This is a genomic window from Sphingobacterium multivorum, from assembly GCF_900457465.1.
GTDB classification, from domain to species: Bacteria; Bacteroidota; Bacteroidia; order Sphingobacteriales; family Sphingobacteriaceae; genus Sphingobacterium; species Sphingobacterium multivorum.
In genome coordinates this window covers 231,537-248,025 of the sequence record NZ_UAUU01000011.1, presented here as the reverse complement: position 1 = coordinate 248,025, position 16,489 = coordinate 231,537, and the positions used below count along the sequence as shown (strand labels likewise).

The 16,489-nt window shown below is 42.2% G+C and carries 12 protein-coding genes; all 12 read right to left on the bottom strand.

Features of this window, described 5'->3' with window-relative positions; all coding sequences use genetic code 11:
- Positions 1 to 11: 11 nt before the first annotated feature.
- Positions 12 to 1,427, bottom strand: a complete 1,416-nt coding sequence (locus DTA23_RS17995) for an MFS transporter (protein ID WP_112375573.1) — start codon at positions 1,425 to 1,427, stop codon at positions 12 to 14.
- A gap of 23 nt (positions 1,428 to 1,450) precedes the next feature.
- Positions 1,451 to 2,620, bottom strand: a complete 1,170-nt coding sequence (locus tag DTA23_RS17990) for a glycoside hydrolase family 130 protein (protein ID WP_112375572.1) — start codon at positions 2,618 to 2,620, stop codon at positions 1,451 to 1,453.
- Between the two features lie 171 nt (positions 2,621 to 2,791).
- A complete protein-coding gene (locus tag DTA23_RS17985) occupies positions 2,792 to 3,211 on the bottom strand; it encodes an alpha/beta hydrolase (protein ID WP_112375571.1) in 420 nt (139 codons plus the stop codon).
- Positions 3,212 to 3,428: 217 nt separating this feature from the next.
- Complete coding sequence (locus DTA23_RS17980; protein WP_146753113.1) at positions 3,429 to 3,815, bottom strand: early set domain-containing protein; 387 nt, start codon at positions 3,813 to 3,815, stop codon at positions 3,429 to 3,431.
- Between the two features lie 91 nt (positions 3,816 to 3,906).
- Positions 3,907 to 5,403: a glycoside hydrolase family 30 protein gene (locus DTA23_RS17975; protein WP_112375569.1), complete on the bottom strand. Its 1,497-nt coding sequence runs from the start codon at positions 5,401 to 5,403 to the stop codon at positions 3,907 to 3,909.
- Between the two features lie 254 nt (positions 5,404 to 5,657).
- Positions 5,658 to 6,752, bottom strand: a complete 1,095-nt coding sequence (locus DTA23_RS17970) for a glycoside hydrolase 5 family protein (RefSeq protein WP_146753112.1) — start codon at positions 6,750 to 6,752, stop codon at positions 5,658 to 5,660.
- A gap of 200 nt (positions 6,753 to 6,952) precedes the next feature.
- Positions 6,953 to 7,999, bottom strand: a complete 1,047-nt coding sequence (locus tag DTA23_RS17965; protein WP_112375567.1) for a glycosyl hydrolase — start codon at positions 7,997 to 7,999, stop codon at positions 6,953 to 6,955.
- A gap of 22 nt (positions 8,000 to 8,021) precedes the next feature.
- On the bottom strand, positions 8,022 to 9,692 hold the full coding sequence (locus tag DTA23_RS17960; RefSeq protein ID WP_112375566.1) for a cellulase family glycosylhydrolase: 1,671 nt from the start codon (positions 9,690 to 9,692) through the stop codon (positions 8,022 to 8,024).
- 6 nt (positions 9,693 to 9,698) lie between these two features.
- A complete protein-coding gene (locus DTA23_RS17955) occupies positions 9,699 to 10,886 on the bottom strand; it encodes a glycoside hydrolase family 26 protein (protein ID WP_112375565.1) in 1,188 nt (395 codons plus the stop codon).
- 8 nt (positions 10,887 to 10,894) lie between these two features.
- Positions 10,895 to 11,833 (bottom strand): SGBP N-terminal domain-containing protein, encoded by a 939-nt coding sequence (locus tag DTA23_RS17950; RefSeq protein WP_204990840.1) that lies wholly within the window; start codon positions 11,831 to 11,833, stop codon positions 10,895 to 10,897.
- Positions 11,834 to 11,843: 10 nt separating this feature from the next.
- The gene (locus DTA23_RS17945; RefSeq protein ID WP_112375564.1) at positions 11,844 to 13,376 is read right to left on the bottom strand and encodes a RagB/SusD family nutrient uptake outer membrane protein; all 1,533 of its coding nucleotides are present in this window, start codon (positions 13,374 to 13,376) and stop codon (positions 11,844 to 11,846) included.
- Between the two features lie 11 nt (positions 13,377 to 13,387).
- On the bottom strand, positions 13,388 to 16,450 hold the full coding sequence (locus tag DTA23_RS17940; RefSeq protein ID WP_172462451.1) for a SusC/RagA family TonB-linked outer membrane protein: 3,063 nt from the start codon (positions 16,448 to 16,450) through the stop codon (positions 13,388 to 13,390).
- Positions 16,451 to 16,489 lie beyond the last annotated feature (39 nt).

Sequence of the window (16,489 nt, the reverse complement as noted above, 5' to 3'; positions counted from 1 at the left end):
GTTGCTTCATCTTATTTTTTTTCAAGATCAGCCTCTCTTTTATTCTTTAGATCATTAAGGATCAGATCCATCCGTTTTTCGCTCAAAGGGTAAAAACTTATGAACAACACGGATAATACAGTACCGATTGCAGGGAAAAAACTCAAGAACATCCGAATACCATGAAGTGCTTCGTCACTCTGCTGCTGATTGGCCTGAAAACCATAATAAGCCAATAGCCAACCTGTCAGAGCCGTCCCAAATGCCCAGCCGAGCTTCTGACTCATCGATGAAGAACTAAAGATCAAACCTGTTGCCCTATTGCCTGTACGTAGTTCGGAATAATCTGCACAGTCGGCATACATCGACCAAAGCAAGGGAAATACGCTCCCAGCGCAAATACTGATGAGTACCTGAAGAGAAAATATAAGAATTAGATCTTCTTTGCCCAACCAGTAAAAGGCAATACTTCCCACCGTAGCAATAAGCATGGCAATCATATAGGTGCTTTTTTTTCCGATACGATTACTTACTGGAGCTGCTAATACAACACCTAATATATTAGCAGCTTGCCCAAGGGCCAAATAAAGTCCACTTAATACAAATGGTACCTCAAAAATCATGATGCGGTCGATTTGATGCTCCTCAACATAATACTTGAAGTAGTACAGCGTTGCTCCATCCCGAATGGAATTAAAAACAAGCGCCGCCACCCCGGCTCCCAGCAGTATCCACCAAGGACCATTTTTTAGCAAGTCTCCGATATCTTGCTTTAATGTCGAGTGATGCGCCGTCACCTCTACGACCCTTTCCTTTGTCCAATAAAAACATAGCAAAAAAAGTATCGTTGAAAATGCAGCAATAACTAGTGCAGCCATAAACCAACCATGCTGAAGTGACGTAAGATCTGCTCCCGCCTTACTGAAAAAATCTATTAATGGGTTGAATAAAAGCAGGGTAACAAAACTCCCGATATAGGCGAATGTCATCCGAAAGGTAGCCAGTACATTACGCACTTTGGGAAAGGGACTCATTACACCCAATAATGATGCGTATGGTACGTTGATCGCCGAATACACCATCATCATCAAAGAATAAGTCAGGTAGGCATAGATAATTTTTCCGGTATGCGAAAAATCAGGCGTATAAAATGTTGCTGCACCGATTAAACCAAAGGGTATGGCAACGTAAAGGATAAATGGTCTGAACTTACCCCAACGGCTCCGTGTACGGTCTGCAAGTACACCTATAATGGGATCGAACAGCGAGTCCCAAACTCTGGTGATCAAAAACATGGTACCAACAGCTTTCGCCTCCATACCAAAAATATCGGTATAAAAAAACATCAAGTACATACCAAACAGCTTCCAGAACATGGACGACGCTGCATCTCCCAGACCATATCCGATTTTCTCTCTCAACGAGATTTTTTCATTTTCAATTCTCATAAGTAGGTATTCTGGATGCAAATCTAACTATTTAGATTTTTTGAAGCGATCGTATGTACGACCTTGACTGATGCTGCTGACCGAAATCCATCCTGGGCTGTATTAAAACAATAATCAAGCAATCTGTCTATCGATGATAAGGCGACATGCATCCGTGTATCGCTCGAAGCATAATAGATATAAACGGTACCATCGGGGTCTGCGATCCAGCCATTTGAAAAGAGTACGTTGGAGACATCTCCTACTCTTTCTATACCCTTGGGTGCCATAAAATGTCCCGCGGGTTCAGCAATTATTTGGTCGGGATGTGCCAGATCTGTTACAAAAAGATAGAGTACATACCTGAGGCCTGCAGCACACATCCGTACGCCATGTGCCAGGTGTAGCCAGCCACGCACGGTTTTAATGGGTGCTGGCCCTTGCCCATTCTTAAGCTCTTTAATGGTATGATAGTGCCGGTGATTTATAATTTTCTCTTCGGAAACAACCGCATTTTCCATACTGTCTACCAGAGCCCAACCTATTCCACCACCTTTCCCTGCATCAATAAAACTATCCTGTGGACGTGTGTAAAGTGCATACTTACCATCGACAAACTCGGGGTGGAGGACCACATTGCGCTGCTGACTGCTGGATTGTAAATCTGGCAAGCGTTCCCATGTGACCAAGTCGCGGGTACGTACAATGCCGGCAGCAGCGACTGCCGAAGATAGATCACCAGCAGGAGCTGCGGGATCTTTGCGTTCGGTACAGAAAATACCATAGATCCATCCGTCCTCGTGTAGCGTGAGACGCATATCATAGATATTGGTATCTGGAATTTCGGTCTCGGGAATATCTATCGGATAATCCCAAAAATGGAAACCGTCTATACCATTTTCACTTTCGGCAATAGCAAAAAATGACTTGCGATCGTTTCCCTCTACACGCACAACCATAATATATTTGTCCTGCCACTTGATTGCCCCAGCATTGAATGTCCCATTGATGCCGAAACGCTCCATCAGAAAGGGATTTCTCTGCTCATCAAAATCATAACGCCAATGAAGTGGTGTATGATCAGCAGTCAGAACTGGATAGGTATACCGCTCGTATATCCCATTTCCTGGCAATAATGGCGTATTTTTTCGAGAAATTAGTTCCTGATGTGCTTGTTCAATAGCTTGTCTACGATTTTCAAATATTAAATTCATCTTCTATAAGTATAGTTTTGTTTCTCTTGTATATTTTCTATTTCTTGTGCTCTTTAAAGATCTGTTGGACAAATTTTTCCAATTGTCCCCTCCAGAATGACCATTCGTGGCCAGCATCTGCCTGGTCATAGACATAATCAACCCCATAGCTTTTCAACTTCTGGAGAAAAGCTAAATGTCCGTTGTATCGAGGATCTTTGGTACCACAGTTGACCAAATATTGACAGCTTGACCATTAGAAGAAGATTTTAAAGCTGACATATTGGGGATATAGCGATCAAAATCAAATGCTGGATCACTCAAAAGTCCCGAGCTAAATTGACCTATATATTGGAAAGTATCTTTATTTCGCATACCGATCACGAAAGCCTGGCCTCCTCCCATAGATAAACCAGCTATGGCCCGGTATGACTTATCCTTACCGACATTAAATCGTTGCTCGATAAGCGGCTTAACGTCGTTTAGCAACTCATCCTCAAGAAGATCCATCCCTTCAACTGAACTACCCCCGGCCCAAGATCCATCCGTTAGACCATTGGTCATAACCACCAACATGGGTTTTATTTTTTTTTCGGCAATCAAATTATCCATGATATACGCAACACGCCATCACGAAACCAACTCCCCTCATCATCTCCCCCACCATGTCTGAGATATAAAACTGGCAGCGGTTTAGCTGACTGGACAGCTTGGGGTGGCACATAGACATAAAGGTTGCGCTGCTTGTTTAATTTGCTGGCGGTATAAGTCAAGATGCGGAGTTCTCCGTGGTTGACGGCTCTTAACTGATCAACGGCAGGCTGACGTGCTATAATTTCCAATACACTACCATACACTTCTGTACCGTATTGACTTTAGGATTGGCTAAATCTATAGAACGTTTTCCATCTACCACAAATACATACTGATAAATACCTGGCAATAGGGAGGTCGTAGACGCCGTCCAAACACCACTTGTATCCTGTTCCATCGCCAATCTCATAATGTCCCAGTCGCCAATCTCGACCTGCACTTTGCTGGCTTGGGGTGCCTTCACACGGAAGGTAACCCGTCCACTGGAATCAATCGCAGGTGAAAATTTGCCTGTCGATGCCTGCCACCAACCGGCTGTGCTAAATGAGGATCCGTCCCGCTGTGCTTTAACAGGCAAATAGAGACCTAACAACGCTGTGCCCAATAAAATTAGTTTTTTCATCTGTTTATCATTTGTTTTCAATGGTAATGAGGCCGCCAGATTTATTCTTCCCACTGTGTGGTTTGAATATTCATGGTGGTTTCATAATTTTTTATTCTGATTTCCAGCAATAGGTGCCTACTGCTCCAGCAGCTAACTTTATCATGCTGAATTTACCCTTATACTGAACTTTTACCTCCCGATCATAGAATGAACTGTTTGCAACAATCAGGACAATATCTTTTTTGGGAGTAAGAAACGCAACATTGGGCAATACTCCACTATTCTGTACTGTAGTAACGCGTTTGATATCCGCGTTTTCCTCGTCCGTGGTAATGTCAACACCTTGATCATAAGGAGCATTGGAGGAAACACGTACCGATCCCGGCGGAACGAATTTTGAAATATGTGCAACAACGTAATAGGCCACATTTCTTGATACCTGATCTCCATCAATGGTAAGTGCGCCCTGACATATGGCACATCCACCATTATCTGTATGGGGATCATTATCGGGATCTGCGGCCAAATTCCACAATATCATATTCCGGCTCCAGTTGCGCATGGTTCCGATAACAAGACGTTCGGTCTGGTAGGCAAGGTTGCTGATTTTACTCTGGTTAGATTGAATGACCATCTGTTCTGTAAAATAGATATTTTTGTCAGGTCTGGCTTGATGCACCAATGACATCGTACCAATGTCACCTCCATAGTGGTGGAAACCGGATCCATCTACATATGGACCAATAGCAGGGTCATTCAACAGGGTCAATGGATAATCTGGTCTATCACAATTATGATCAAAAAGAATAATTTTTGTGTCCGGCTTCAATTTGTTAAAGACGGGCAGTAAATGGTCTCTTAGAAAATTGCGCATCTGCGATACAGAAAATGGCATACTGGGAGTATTCCTCGAATTGAGTGGTTCATTTTGAACAGTAATCATATGAATGGGGATCCCATTTTTTTCCATTTCCTGTACATAACGTAAAAGATAACGGGCATATACAGGATAGCAGTCCGTCTTTAATGAGCCGCCTTGAAACTGCTGTCCCACTTTCATCCACACAGGAGCAGTCCAGGGCGAAGCCATAATCTGAATTTTGGGGTTGATGGCCAAAATTTCTTTGAGTACAGGAATGACATGTTCGTAATCATGCCCCAGGCTGAAATTCAAAAGATCCGGATCTGCCTGACTACCACTGAGATCATTATAGGTATAAACAAAGCTATTTAGATCGGATGCACCAATACTTAAACGGATAGCACTAATGGCGATTCCATCTCCGGCACTGAAAAGTTCGTGTAGAAGCTTAGACCTTTTATCCGGTACCATCTGATGTATCAGTTGGGCACTACCTCCCGTCAGCGCAAACCCAAATCCATCAATAGTCTGGAATGCCTGTCTTTCGTCAATAACGATAAGTAGTTGACGCCCCCGTGATGTCGGCTCAAATACTGCCGACGGCCCTGCGGAAAGCTGCGAAAGAGGCTGATCTTGGGTCACCCACTGGTTTAATTTGTGTTCTTGCGCCTTCAATTGAATAACAGATAGGATCGCAAATAATGAGGCGTATAATAATTTTGGATTTGGTCGTCGAATAATCATGATTTGTGAGCCTAGTCTGAATATTACAATTGGTTATCTTTTAACATCTCTACAGCAAATTTACTTGGTAAAGCTTACCTCGACTAATACTATTTTAGCAGTAGGTAATTCAATTCGAACTAAAAATCATAAAAAAAACATTTAAACATTACTTACGGGGTATACTATTTTATCTCCAAATTGGCCTACTAGTAAAAAAGGAGCAGTAAACTGCTCCTCTAACACCAATTATCAATCACTAGAATACAACACTGTTAGGGATAAACTAGATTCGGATAATTGACATAAAAATCATTTGTAGCCACCTTAATGGCATTGAAATTCCCGTAGTTATCATTTTCCCATGGATTTTTCCATGCACATACGCCTGCATACCCGTTCCAATAGCTTTGTTTGTAATAATTGGCTAGGGTAATATTCCAATTCCCGGAATTATTATAGGATGAACTGTTGACATCATAACCCGGTGTTTCTCCGATCAAGACCGGTTTATCACCATTATCTAACCAATAGCCGATGGTGGTGGTAAATGGCGCCCCGGAGGATTGCCACTGGTACCAATGGGGTGAATAAAAATCTAAATAGGCGTTGGAATTGTTGTATTGCGCCTGCAATTTTGCATTGCTATAATTATTGCCCCCATAGGTATCCCATGATGTGTACCTATCGCTGTTAAAAATAATCCACATTGAACCTACCGTCACCGGCTTGGTAGAAAATTGGTTTGTCTTTGCCGCGCACCAGGCAATGAAACGCACGACATTGTTCTTATTTAAATTGCCACAGTTTGCATCACGCCACATATGCTCTGGCTCATTGCAGATATCATAGCCCATAATGGTGGGTTCATTTTCATAACGCTGCAGAAAGGGGACAAGGAAATATTCGGTATACCACTGGGTTTTGTTGACGTCATTGATGATCTGCCTAAATTGATTGTACTTGCTACTGGTATTTTTTACCATATCAAATGACCAAAATGTCACCAGTAGATACACTCCCTTTGATTTAGCGATCTGAACGAGTTGATCCATATCTGTCCAGAATTGACTACTGGCACCTGTGACAAGACCGTCACCGTTTAAAGACGGACTATGGCTCCCAGACCCATGCACCCAGATTCTAGCAAGGTTAATTTTGTTATCCTTGTAACGCTGAAACTCATTGCTCCACCAGGTGTAATCAAAATTTCTACCTAAAAAGTCTAAAGTATAATCGCTTTGCTTTTGCCAGGCCGTGTTGATACCATTGAAAAAAATCTGCTTTGAGGCAACATAAAATTTATTGCCCGAAATAGTCACGGCATCGGTGATTGAAGCCGGAGCAACACCATTACTGTTCAAAGCCATCTTTTTCTGCTTGGGCAGAGATTCTGCAGCCTGATCAAAAGCTTTTTTTTGGCAGCTGTATGACAATATGATCAAGCAGATGCACCATAATTTACATAAAGATCTCATAATTGTTTATTTTGGTTATTCTAAGATAGTAAGCTAACGATATCGCTAACTAATACTTTATTAACAAATAGTTATACAAGGGTGTAATTATTCTACTCACCCAGCATAATTACCTGATCGGAGCCGTATAATGCTTTGATCTTAGCCTCACTGTTCTTTTCAAAGACCAATTCTGACCAGCCCATAAAAAACACCCAATTGGGCTGGTCTTTAAGTACCTCAAGTGACGGTAATACCTGGCACTCTCCGATCGCCATTGGCCTTCCTGCTGCTACACGAACGATCGCATCATACTTTTCATTACTAAACCCCGTGTGATCATCGTACACATCAAGCGAAACAATATCCCAATAGGATCTTCCGGGATTATACAGCTCGACGTCAGTATCCAGGGTTTGAAAATCTTGAACATTCCAAACCCAAATTAGATTATCGAGCTCTTTTTTCTTAACCATAAAGTCATGTACATACCGGTAGAGTCTAGCGGTGCCTTTTTCTCCCGGGCGTCCCCCCCACCAAAATTTCCCCTGATTCATCTCATGAAAGGGCCTGAACAGAGCGATGACCTTGTTGTCTTTCAATCGCTTTAGATAAACTGCAATTTCTTCCATAATCGAGACCAATTTACCATGCTCTAAGGTCCCTTCTATAAAAAGGTTTTCCCACTGACTGTCTGTCAAATGACTCAAAACGCCACGTCCGTCATCCCAGCTACAAGGTTGCCCATTGACAGGGTTGCAGGCGTGCCACATGATATTAACAATTGCACCCTGATGGAATTGGCTGATAGCCTCATCAATCATAGTGCTCCTGTGATCAATATTTTCCTGCTGAAATAAAAAATCACCGCTCCACAGCTTCGGATATCTACCTACTAATTTGTTTATGGCATTGGTCCAGCGGGCAGGCTCACTATTGGGTTCGCGATTGTGTATACCACCTATAATACGCTTTCCCTTAATCTGGGATAGGTAATCCATTATTTTTTGCTTTTCTTTTTTAGCCGACCACGAAACAGAATCATTGACCTGCGTATTTGCCGCCAGCGATTGGCTACTCAATGTTTTGCAGCCGATCCCGGTAATCACGATTAATGAACTACATAGTAGCGCTACTGACTTGAATATATTTTTTTCCATAATAGATGATTTGTTACTGTCATTACTTAATGATATAAAGCTTCTCTTTTTTAGATCCCACAAAAAGATCTTTCAATACTATTTTTCCGTCCTGATGATCTTTCAGCTCTTCTGCCTGATATTTTAATGTAAGCGGGTCAAATGATTGGATCTCCTTTTTGTTTCCGATGATGTCCAAAATCTCCACGCTACTACTAAAAACCTCATTCGTGGGATTGTAAAGATAGATATAGAGTTCCTCGCCACATTTTACGCCATAGGCTTCAAGCCTACCGGCTTTTAATGCCAATGGCTTGAATTCTCCTTTTCCATTCAGCAACATACGGTCGCTCAATTGCCGTACTCCACGATAATAAGGTAACATATCCCTATTCTGAAAGTATTCCCACCACCAGCTCATCGGTAGGATCGGTGTTGATGAGAAAAGCCCATACCAGAGACCCCGTTTGAAATCTAATTCCATCGCATATGCAAAATCATCAAAATTTTGCTGCCAATCCCATTCATAGCCAAACTCGCCGATGACATAAGGCTTTTTATGTTTTGTGGAGTATGCATTGATTTCTGAGGGTATCAAATCAGTATGTTTGTAAATGTGTTTTTGATTGATATCTATTGCCTCGATATCATTGAGCCCCGGGATATCTCTATGGGATATGCTGGTAGTAACAATGTGTTTATATGGATCTATCTCTTTTAAATAAGTAGCCATTTCAGTATGCCATTCTACAATAGCTTTAGAAGAAATCGGCTTTTCCCGACCATTAAACTGAATATTATCTACTTCATTCAGAAACTCCCACATAGCAATATGCGGTGAATACCCCCAGCGAGCCACAATGTAGCGCAAACGATTTTTATAAAGCGTTTTAGCCTCTTCGGCTGCAAAAAACTCGTCCGTCGTCTTTACCCCTCCGATATTATCGGATCTGAAATTACCCATTCCCAAGGTAAGCATAACATATAAATCGAGTGAATCGGCAAGATCGACGAGATGATCGAGCCGGCGTACTGCGCTGGGGTTAAAATGAGCTGGATCCGACTGGTAGCGGTCATTGTTGAATCCGTCATGAAAATCTATGGGCAAATTCCACGAACAGATCCAGGTCCTAAAGAAATTGCCGCCATTTTCAGCAAATTCGGCAAGCATACGGTCATAATTATAAACGGAAGCATTTTGGTGCAGTGCTGCATAATATTTTGAATCGTCTTTACGCCTTGATTCCCAACAGATGTTTTCGGCTATCCCACGAAAGGATGTACCGTTATCAAATTGTAAGGACCAGTTATTTTTAACACTTAGAAATCCTTTTTCTGCCGTTTCCCGCACCCGCGCATCGAATTTCCTAGATGTGGCGACTATTTTTCCATTTTTGCGCAATACGAACTTAAAATGATAATCGCCATGCTGTCTGGGTGAGAACCGGGCATTCCATTCTGAAATATCCCCAGATTGCCCCTTTACATAAAAGCACGGCTGAAGCAGTACCTCAGCTGATGCAGTATATATCTCCATGTCAAGCTTAATGTCTTCCTGCAAATAAGGGTTTGTCCAGGTCGATTTAAGTTTTATAACGAAATCCATCCGTCTTCCTTGAAGTGCTGCAGACTCCTTAAAATCGACAGAAATAATCTGGGAAAATGTAGTTACTGGAAATATGAAAAAAAAGATTATTCCAATTAAAAAGCGCATACCTGATTAATTAACTGTTACACCATCGGCCAATACATACATATTGGGGAGGTCCTTTGAAAATAAACTTATACTGCTCCTAAATAGCGTTTTGAAATCATCGGCTGAGGGATGCCCTTTCCATGGTCCATAGAAATGTATCCCTTGCTTTAATGGATCATATTCATTTCGCCACATAACGACCATACTGATTTTTTTACCAACGAGTGGAGTGAGGATCTGCTCGGTCCAATAACTGACATAGGGTACATTACCATTTCTGATCCCTTCAATTCCTGTTTCGGTAACACCAGCAGGCTTTTTCTTTTCTAAAGAAAGCTCTTGCAACGCGTTTAAATTGGAAAGAAACGCTTGGGTATTTGTACCATGATAACAGTCCATACCTATAAAATCGACGAATTCATCCCCCGGCCAGCGGAATAGCAGATCTTCTTTCCGTCCATTATTGTCCCGTTGGGGCGATATCGCAAAAATAAAATTATGTACTCCTTTCGGTCCTGTCAAATAAGATAACGTAAACTTCCAAAGCGCTATAAACTCTTCACTAGTCGTACAAGAACTTCCCCACCAGGACCAGCTTTGGGTATGTTCATGAAAAGGTCTAAAGATAATAGGAATCAATTTGCCATTGCCATCCTTCAATGAAAGTGCAAACGTGGCGAGATTATCCAACCAACTTTTAAATTTTAAATTTGTTGCACTTCCATCGGTCAAAATTTCTTTAACAACTGTTTTCGATGAATTGTCCCATGAATCCCCGCCCGTCAAGGGATTGTTTAGGTGGCACATAGCGGTAATAACTTCACCCCGGGAACGCGCTTCAAGGATAGCCTTTTTACGGGCCTCGTTTAAAGTCGCTCTAGTACGGCGGTCATCCATCAATTCAGCAAAATCAACACTAAAAACTGCGGGGTAGTCGCCTACAATTTCGTAAACGTCAGATCTACCAGCAACTTCCTTCCATTCTCTGCCGTAGATCAGATCATCATGATGGCCAAACATAAAGCCTTTGTCTTTTATCTTCCATAATTGGGAGTAGAGCGCTTTAGTTTCTGCCGTCGCCTGCTTGTCAAATAATCGGAGTTCGATTTGTGAGGGTTTCTCTCCGGGCTTTTGATCTGTGGCCGGATCAGCCTTGGTACATGCCGTTCCACCTATTAAGATGGACACGGCATACATAAATAACTTCTTCATGATTTGGATCAATTACGCTTTTTCACTTCTACCCAATATCTTCTGGGCTTTTTCACAAACTTATCATAGTCTGTATAGATTGCAGACCAGTCGTCGTTACCGTTCAATGAAAAAGCAAAAGCATTGTTAACAATTGTTTTAGTCTGTTTATTGCCAAGATCCTCGGTACCAGGACCAAGAAAACTACAATTTACGCTGCTTCCATCTGCAGCAATTAGAGTCAAGATATCGTTTGTGTAGTCTCGCTCCCATTTCCCTTCACCCTTCGGTATTTTACGATAAAATTTATTGACATCTGTTTTGGGGTCTGGTGTATAAATGAAATTGGCATATTTTCCGTCAGCGCCGGCATCATTTACAAATGTACCCGTAGTTTTACCCGTCGGTGTTACTCCTGTCAGTTTAAAGGTTATGCTATTATCTAATTCCACTTGAGGACCATCAGATACAGGCCATATCCATGGTTTACTCGTTAAGGATAAAACCGCCCCACCACCATATTCAGGCCCCGTACCTCCATAAAGTACAAGTCCGGTAATATCGTAGGTACCGAGGATCGTTTCGGTAAAGGGCTCGACGATGACCTCCCATTCACGAGATTCACCTGTCTCTGCTGTCACGGTATAATTATACTTATAGTTGCCGGCAAGAAAATTGACTTCAGAACCAGAGGCAGGTGAAACAGTAGCGCGATAAGATTGTTGGATCACAGGTTTCACTTTGGAAAAGTCAGTATTGTCCTCCACCAATACTTTTACTTTCACTGTCCCAGCGGCCCTGTCTACAACTGCTGCTCCTATCTGCGTAAAGCCTGTCCCCATGGAAAAGTTTTCAATGGATTTCTCATTGCTCTCCACTCCCTTATAGGGATCCTTTTTACAACCAAAGATTGTAAAAACCAATATTAAATATGCTGCAAAACCAGCTTTATATGTTTTCAGATTCATAATAAAATAGTTATGGTTTCAATAATGGGTTTGTATCAATTTCACGCTGTGGAATTGGAAAAAAATATGCTCCCGAAGTGATGGATTTACCATATTTTTCCACCAAAACTTTTTCCATCAGATGATTACGCCGTAAATCAAATAGCCTATTCCCCTCAAATGCAAGCTCAAGCGCACGTTCTTCAACAACCGCCTCACGAAATGCAGCGACCGAAAGATTGGCTGTAAGCGGACCTAGGCCTGCCCGGCTACGGATTTTATTCACCGCAGCATATCCCTCAGCTGTAGGCCCTGCAGACTCCGCATAAACCAGGAGGATATCTGAATAACGTATCACTGGCGAATTGGTACTCATTTTATCCGCATCCCGGAGTGGATCAATATACTTTCGGGTAAAAGGCCTCGAGAAATCGGCGATACCAAGTTTAATGGTTTTGCCGTCGGGATTGACAACTTCTGAAACAATAAGATCTGTTTTTCTCTTATCACTGGAATTGTAGCTGTTGTAGTGCGCAGCCTCCATCTGAAAGTGGTTCCATCCTTTACCAATATTGATCATGGCAGTCCCCGGATCGCTTGGATTATATGGAATACGCATAGCAAACCCGGGATCAGGCAAAAACATGTTCGGTAATTTGGAATAATTACCCTCGCGTTCACCCGAGCGGTCTACAGCGGCATCAAAGATATGCTCTGAGACGGCCGCTTTTTTATAAATCTCGGTATTCCAGATATCAGGTAAAACACTTGTAAAATTAAAAATTTGCTGATCGTTGATCACTTTTGCGGCATATGTACTCGCTTCGAGGTAAAGCTTTGTGGCATCTGCCACGAATTCGTACCCTGGCGAGGCTGAAGCTTTTGAAGATGCCATATGGAGGTATACCTTTGCTAGTAATGACTGGGCAGCACACCGATTTGCCCTTCCCTCAAAATTTTTAGAAATTGACATTAATTGTTCGCCTTTTTTTAGATCAGCGATGATAACATCATATACCTGCTGGATACTTGACTTGGCTACGGGGATCTGCTCAGCCTCAACAAGAGGTTCTAAGCGCAGTGGAACTTCACCAAATAGACGTACCAAGTTAAAATTGTGGAGCGCACGCAAAAAATAGGCCTCGCCGATAATTTGATTGCGGTCAGCTTCGTCCATATTCGGTACGTTAGGAACATTGGCGATAACAGCATTGGCCCGTGAAATACCACGATAAAGATATGTCCATAAATTATCGAGATCTGAATTTGTCGAGGTAGTCCGTAATTGATCCAGTTCAAAATTTGACTGCCCTGCATCTGCTTTTGCAGTCAGGTTTTCGGTCGGCAATTCAGTGATAATATAAAACCCCCTAGTATAGTATCCGACTTCGGGTAAAATAGCGTAGGCATAGATCAAGCCTGAAAGCGCATCTTGTCCCGTCTTGTAAAAAGACTTTGAGTTGACTATTCCATAAGGCTCTTCTGTTAATTTAGAACAGGAAATAAAAGTGCTACTGATTAGTCCTGAAAGACAAATAGGTATAAAAAGTTTATTGATTTTCATGTCTGTTTAATTTAAAATCCAACGGATAATCCAAGGGAATAAGTTCGAGGTCGTGGGTAATTACCCCAGTTGATTCCATCCAATCCCATCTCGGGATCAAAGCCCCTGTTAAATTTGGTAAAAGTCAGTAAGTTATTGCCGGAGGCAAACAACCTTAATGTGCTGATGCCAGCAATCAGGCCCGGCTTAAAATTGTAGCCAATAGTAACATTCTGCAGTCTAAGAAAGGAACCGTCTTCAACGAAAAAATCCGAAGCTTTATAACCACGCGTATTATTGGCTCTAGGGTATAACTGACTTGGGTTATCAGGCGTCCAGCGCTGCACTTGCCTGCTCGGTGTCATCTTTTGAAGGTCGAAAATATCATTGCCATATACGCCGTAAAACTGTGCGCTCAGGTCGAAACGCTTGTACGATGCGCTGGTATTAAAGCTATAAATGAATTTAGGTGTAGGGTCGCCAATTACTGTACGGTCATATGTAGGATCTATGGTTCCATCAGACTCGCCCTTAGGGCCGCTGATATCGACGTATTTAATCTCACCTGGTAATGCCTCCCGCCCGGTAAGTCCGGCACCTATCCCTTCCTCCAATGTTTGAATTATTCCATTTGCACGATAACCATAGAACGTATACATTGGTTGGCCAACGATAAAATGGTTGACATTCTGACGTACCATTTCAATCAATGATCCTGTGACAACACGGTCACTCTCGCCCATTCTAACCACTTTGTTACGGTTGAGAGCGAAATTGCCACCAACAGACCACTGTAAACCGTCGGTTTGAATTACTTTAGCATTGAGTCCCAATTCGAAACCACGGTTACTTATTTCACCATCGTTTACCCATTGTTGATCAAAGCCTGAGGATGGTGAAATCGTACGCGTACGAAGTAAATCTTTTGTCTGCTTGTCGTAATAATCTACCGTCAGGGTAAAGCGCTGATTCATAAACCCGATATCCAAACCAATATCGAAAGATGTTGTCGTCTCCCACTTTAGGCTTTTGTTTCCTAAGCCACCAACGACGGTAAGCCCCTGCTCATTATTGGCTCCGGCTAAACCCGGACCAAAGCCCGTCATAAAACCACCTTGTGATCCTACAAAATAGCGCTCAGCGCCATAGCGGTCCATGGTTTGATAAGGAGATATCCCCTGATTACCTGTCAATCCATAACTTGCTCTAAATTTCAGCTCGGAAAATGCGCCCAGGTGTTTAATGAATTCTTCTTCACTTAATTTCCAGGCGAATGCTGCTGACGGGAAAAAGGCCCACTTATTATTGTCCCCAAATTTAGTAGAGCCATCTGCGCGACCGGTCAGGGTAAAAAGATACTTATCTGCTAAAGCATAATTTACCCGTCCAAACCAAGAATTCAATGTAGATGAAGAGAGTCCATTACTGAGTGTCTTTGTCTTTGCACTGTTGAGATTTTCATTTTGAAGGTTATCGTTGACAAAATTCATCCCTATCAAATTACTCGTTCTGGTTGTTGATGTCTGTAAAGAGAAACCTCCTACAATATTGAAGCGATGTATATCGTTAAATGTCTTGTTGATGGTGAGATAGTTTTCATTGACTAGCTCATTATTGTTATAGTTGCTAATAGAGCCATAACCTGTATTTTCATAACCTCGAAATGTCACCGTGGCTGGCTCGTAGATATCACCAACAGAATTACCAAACTTAGTACTTAACTGTGTCCTAAACTGAAGCCAATCAGTAAATTTTATATTAGCAAATACTGTAGCCAAGACGTCTATAGTCTTTGACTTGTTGAGCACTTCATTAGCGATCGCTATCGGATTACCAAAATCCGTAGCCGATGTACGAAAATAGTTTCCATTTTTGTCATAAACAGGGAATATACGCGTACGGCCGGCACTCAAATTTTGCCCTTGATTGTTCGTATGTGTCAATATCACATTTGTACCAGCGGAGATAGCCTCAGTTAATTTCTGGTCTAAATTTAATCTGCCGGTATATTTGTCATACGCATTTTTTATCGCGAGTCCCTCTTCCTTATAATAATTACCCGACATGGAGTATTTTGTATTATCTGAACCTCCATCTACACCAAGCGTATAGTTTTGGGAAAAAGGGTTTCGATAGACTAAATCTGCCCAGTCGGTATTGGTGGTCCACTGTGGTTTATTGGGGTCCAATCCGCGCAATTCAGCTATAGACGGAAAGTAAACCCCACTCCTAACTTCGCCTAAATAAGGTAACTGACTTAAAGGAGTCCCCCCATTTAATGCCGCCTCATTTGCATAAACAGCTTCTTCGATGCCATCACGCCAAAGATCAGGTTTGACAGCTAGTGTCGAAATAGAATTTAAAGTGTTTAAAGATATTCTTGGTTTACCGGCTCTTGCTTTTTTGGTGGTAACCATAATAACCCCATTGGCTCCACGCGAACCATATATTGCTGCTGATGAGGCGTCCTTAAGTACTTCGATGGATTCAATATCTTCAGGATTTATCTGTTTTAGATCTCCTGCATCCCCCCAGGGAAATCCATCAACAACAACAAGTGGCGCATTGGATCCATTGAGAGAGCTATTACCACGGATACGTACTGTAGCACCAGCTCCAGGCTTACCGCTTGAAATTGCTACTTGGACTCCAGGGATCTTTCCTTGCAATAATTGATCCACTGATGAAGCCGGAGTCTTGTTAAGGTCCCCACCTTTGAGTGTGGCCACAGCGCCTGTAAGATCACTCTTTTTGACTCCGCCGTAACCGATAACAACCACATCCTCGAGATCGACTGTGGCGGTTGCCAAAACTGCATTTACAACTGTTTGATTATTTAATTGGACGTTCTCGGTCTTGAGTCCGAGCGAAGTGAAGGTCAAAACTCCTGTTCCGCCTGGCACAGAAATCTGATAATTCCCTTTTTCATTTGTGGTGACTACCTGATTTCCAAACTTTACTGTTACTCCAGCTAAAGGCTGACCCTGATTGTCCCGAACGGTTCCGGAAACTAATCGACTCTGAGCAACACTTAATTGAACGGCAAATAGCGCACTGCAAAAAAGAGTATAAGTCGTCAATAAACTTCTTCTCATAATATATAACATTTAGATTTATAAATTGCTTACTATGGG

Bases quoted from the DNA above. Each gene is read 5' to 3' on its own strand.
- DTA23_RS17955 (WP_112375565.1), bottom strand. From the start codon at position 10,886: ATGAAGAAGTTATTTATGTATGCCGTGTCCATCTTAATAGGTGGAACG.
- DTA23_RS17980 (WP_146753113.1), bottom strand. From the start codon at position 3,815: ATGAAAAAACTAATTTTATTGGGCACAGCGTTGTTAGGTCTCTATTTG.
- DTA23_RS17950 (WP_204990840.1), bottom strand. From the start codon at position 11,833: ATGAATCTGAAAACATATAAAGCTGGTTTTGCAGCATATTTAATATTG.
- DTA23_RS17945 (WP_112375564.1), bottom strand. From the start codon at position 13,376: ATGAAAATCAATAAACTTTTTATACCTATTTGTCTTTCAGGACTAATC.
- DTA23_RS17940 (WP_172462451.1), bottom strand. From the start codon at position 16,450: ATGAGAAGAAGTTTATTGACGACTTATACTCTTTTTTGCAGTGCGCTA.
- DTA23_RS17975 (WP_112375569.1), bottom strand. From the start codon at position 5,403: ATGATTATTCGACGACCAAATCCAAAATTATTATACGCCTCATTATTT.
- DTA23_RS17990 (WP_112375572.1), bottom strand. From the start codon at position 2,620: ATGAATTTAATATTTGAAAATCGTAGACAAGCTATTGAACAAGCACAT.
- DTA23_RS17995 (WP_112375573.1), bottom strand. From the start codon at position 1,427: ATGAGAATTGAAAATGAAAAAATCTCGTTGAGAGAGAAAATCGGATAT.
- DTA23_RS17985 (WP_112375571.1), bottom strand. From the start codon at position 3,211: ATGGATAATTTGATTGCCGAAAAAAAAATAAAACCCATGTTGGTGGTT.
- DTA23_RS17960 (WP_112375566.1), bottom strand. From the start codon at position 9,692: ATGCGCTTTTTAATTGGAATAATCTTTTTTTTCATATTTCCAGTAACT.
- DTA23_RS17970 (WP_146753112.1), bottom strand. From the start codon at position 6,752: ATGGCTTTGAACAGTAATGGTGTTGCTCCGGCTTCAATCACCGATGCC.
- DTA23_RS17965 (WP_112375567.1), bottom strand. From the start codon at position 7,999: ATGGAAAAAAATATATTCAAGTCAGTAGCGCTACTATGTAGTTCATTA.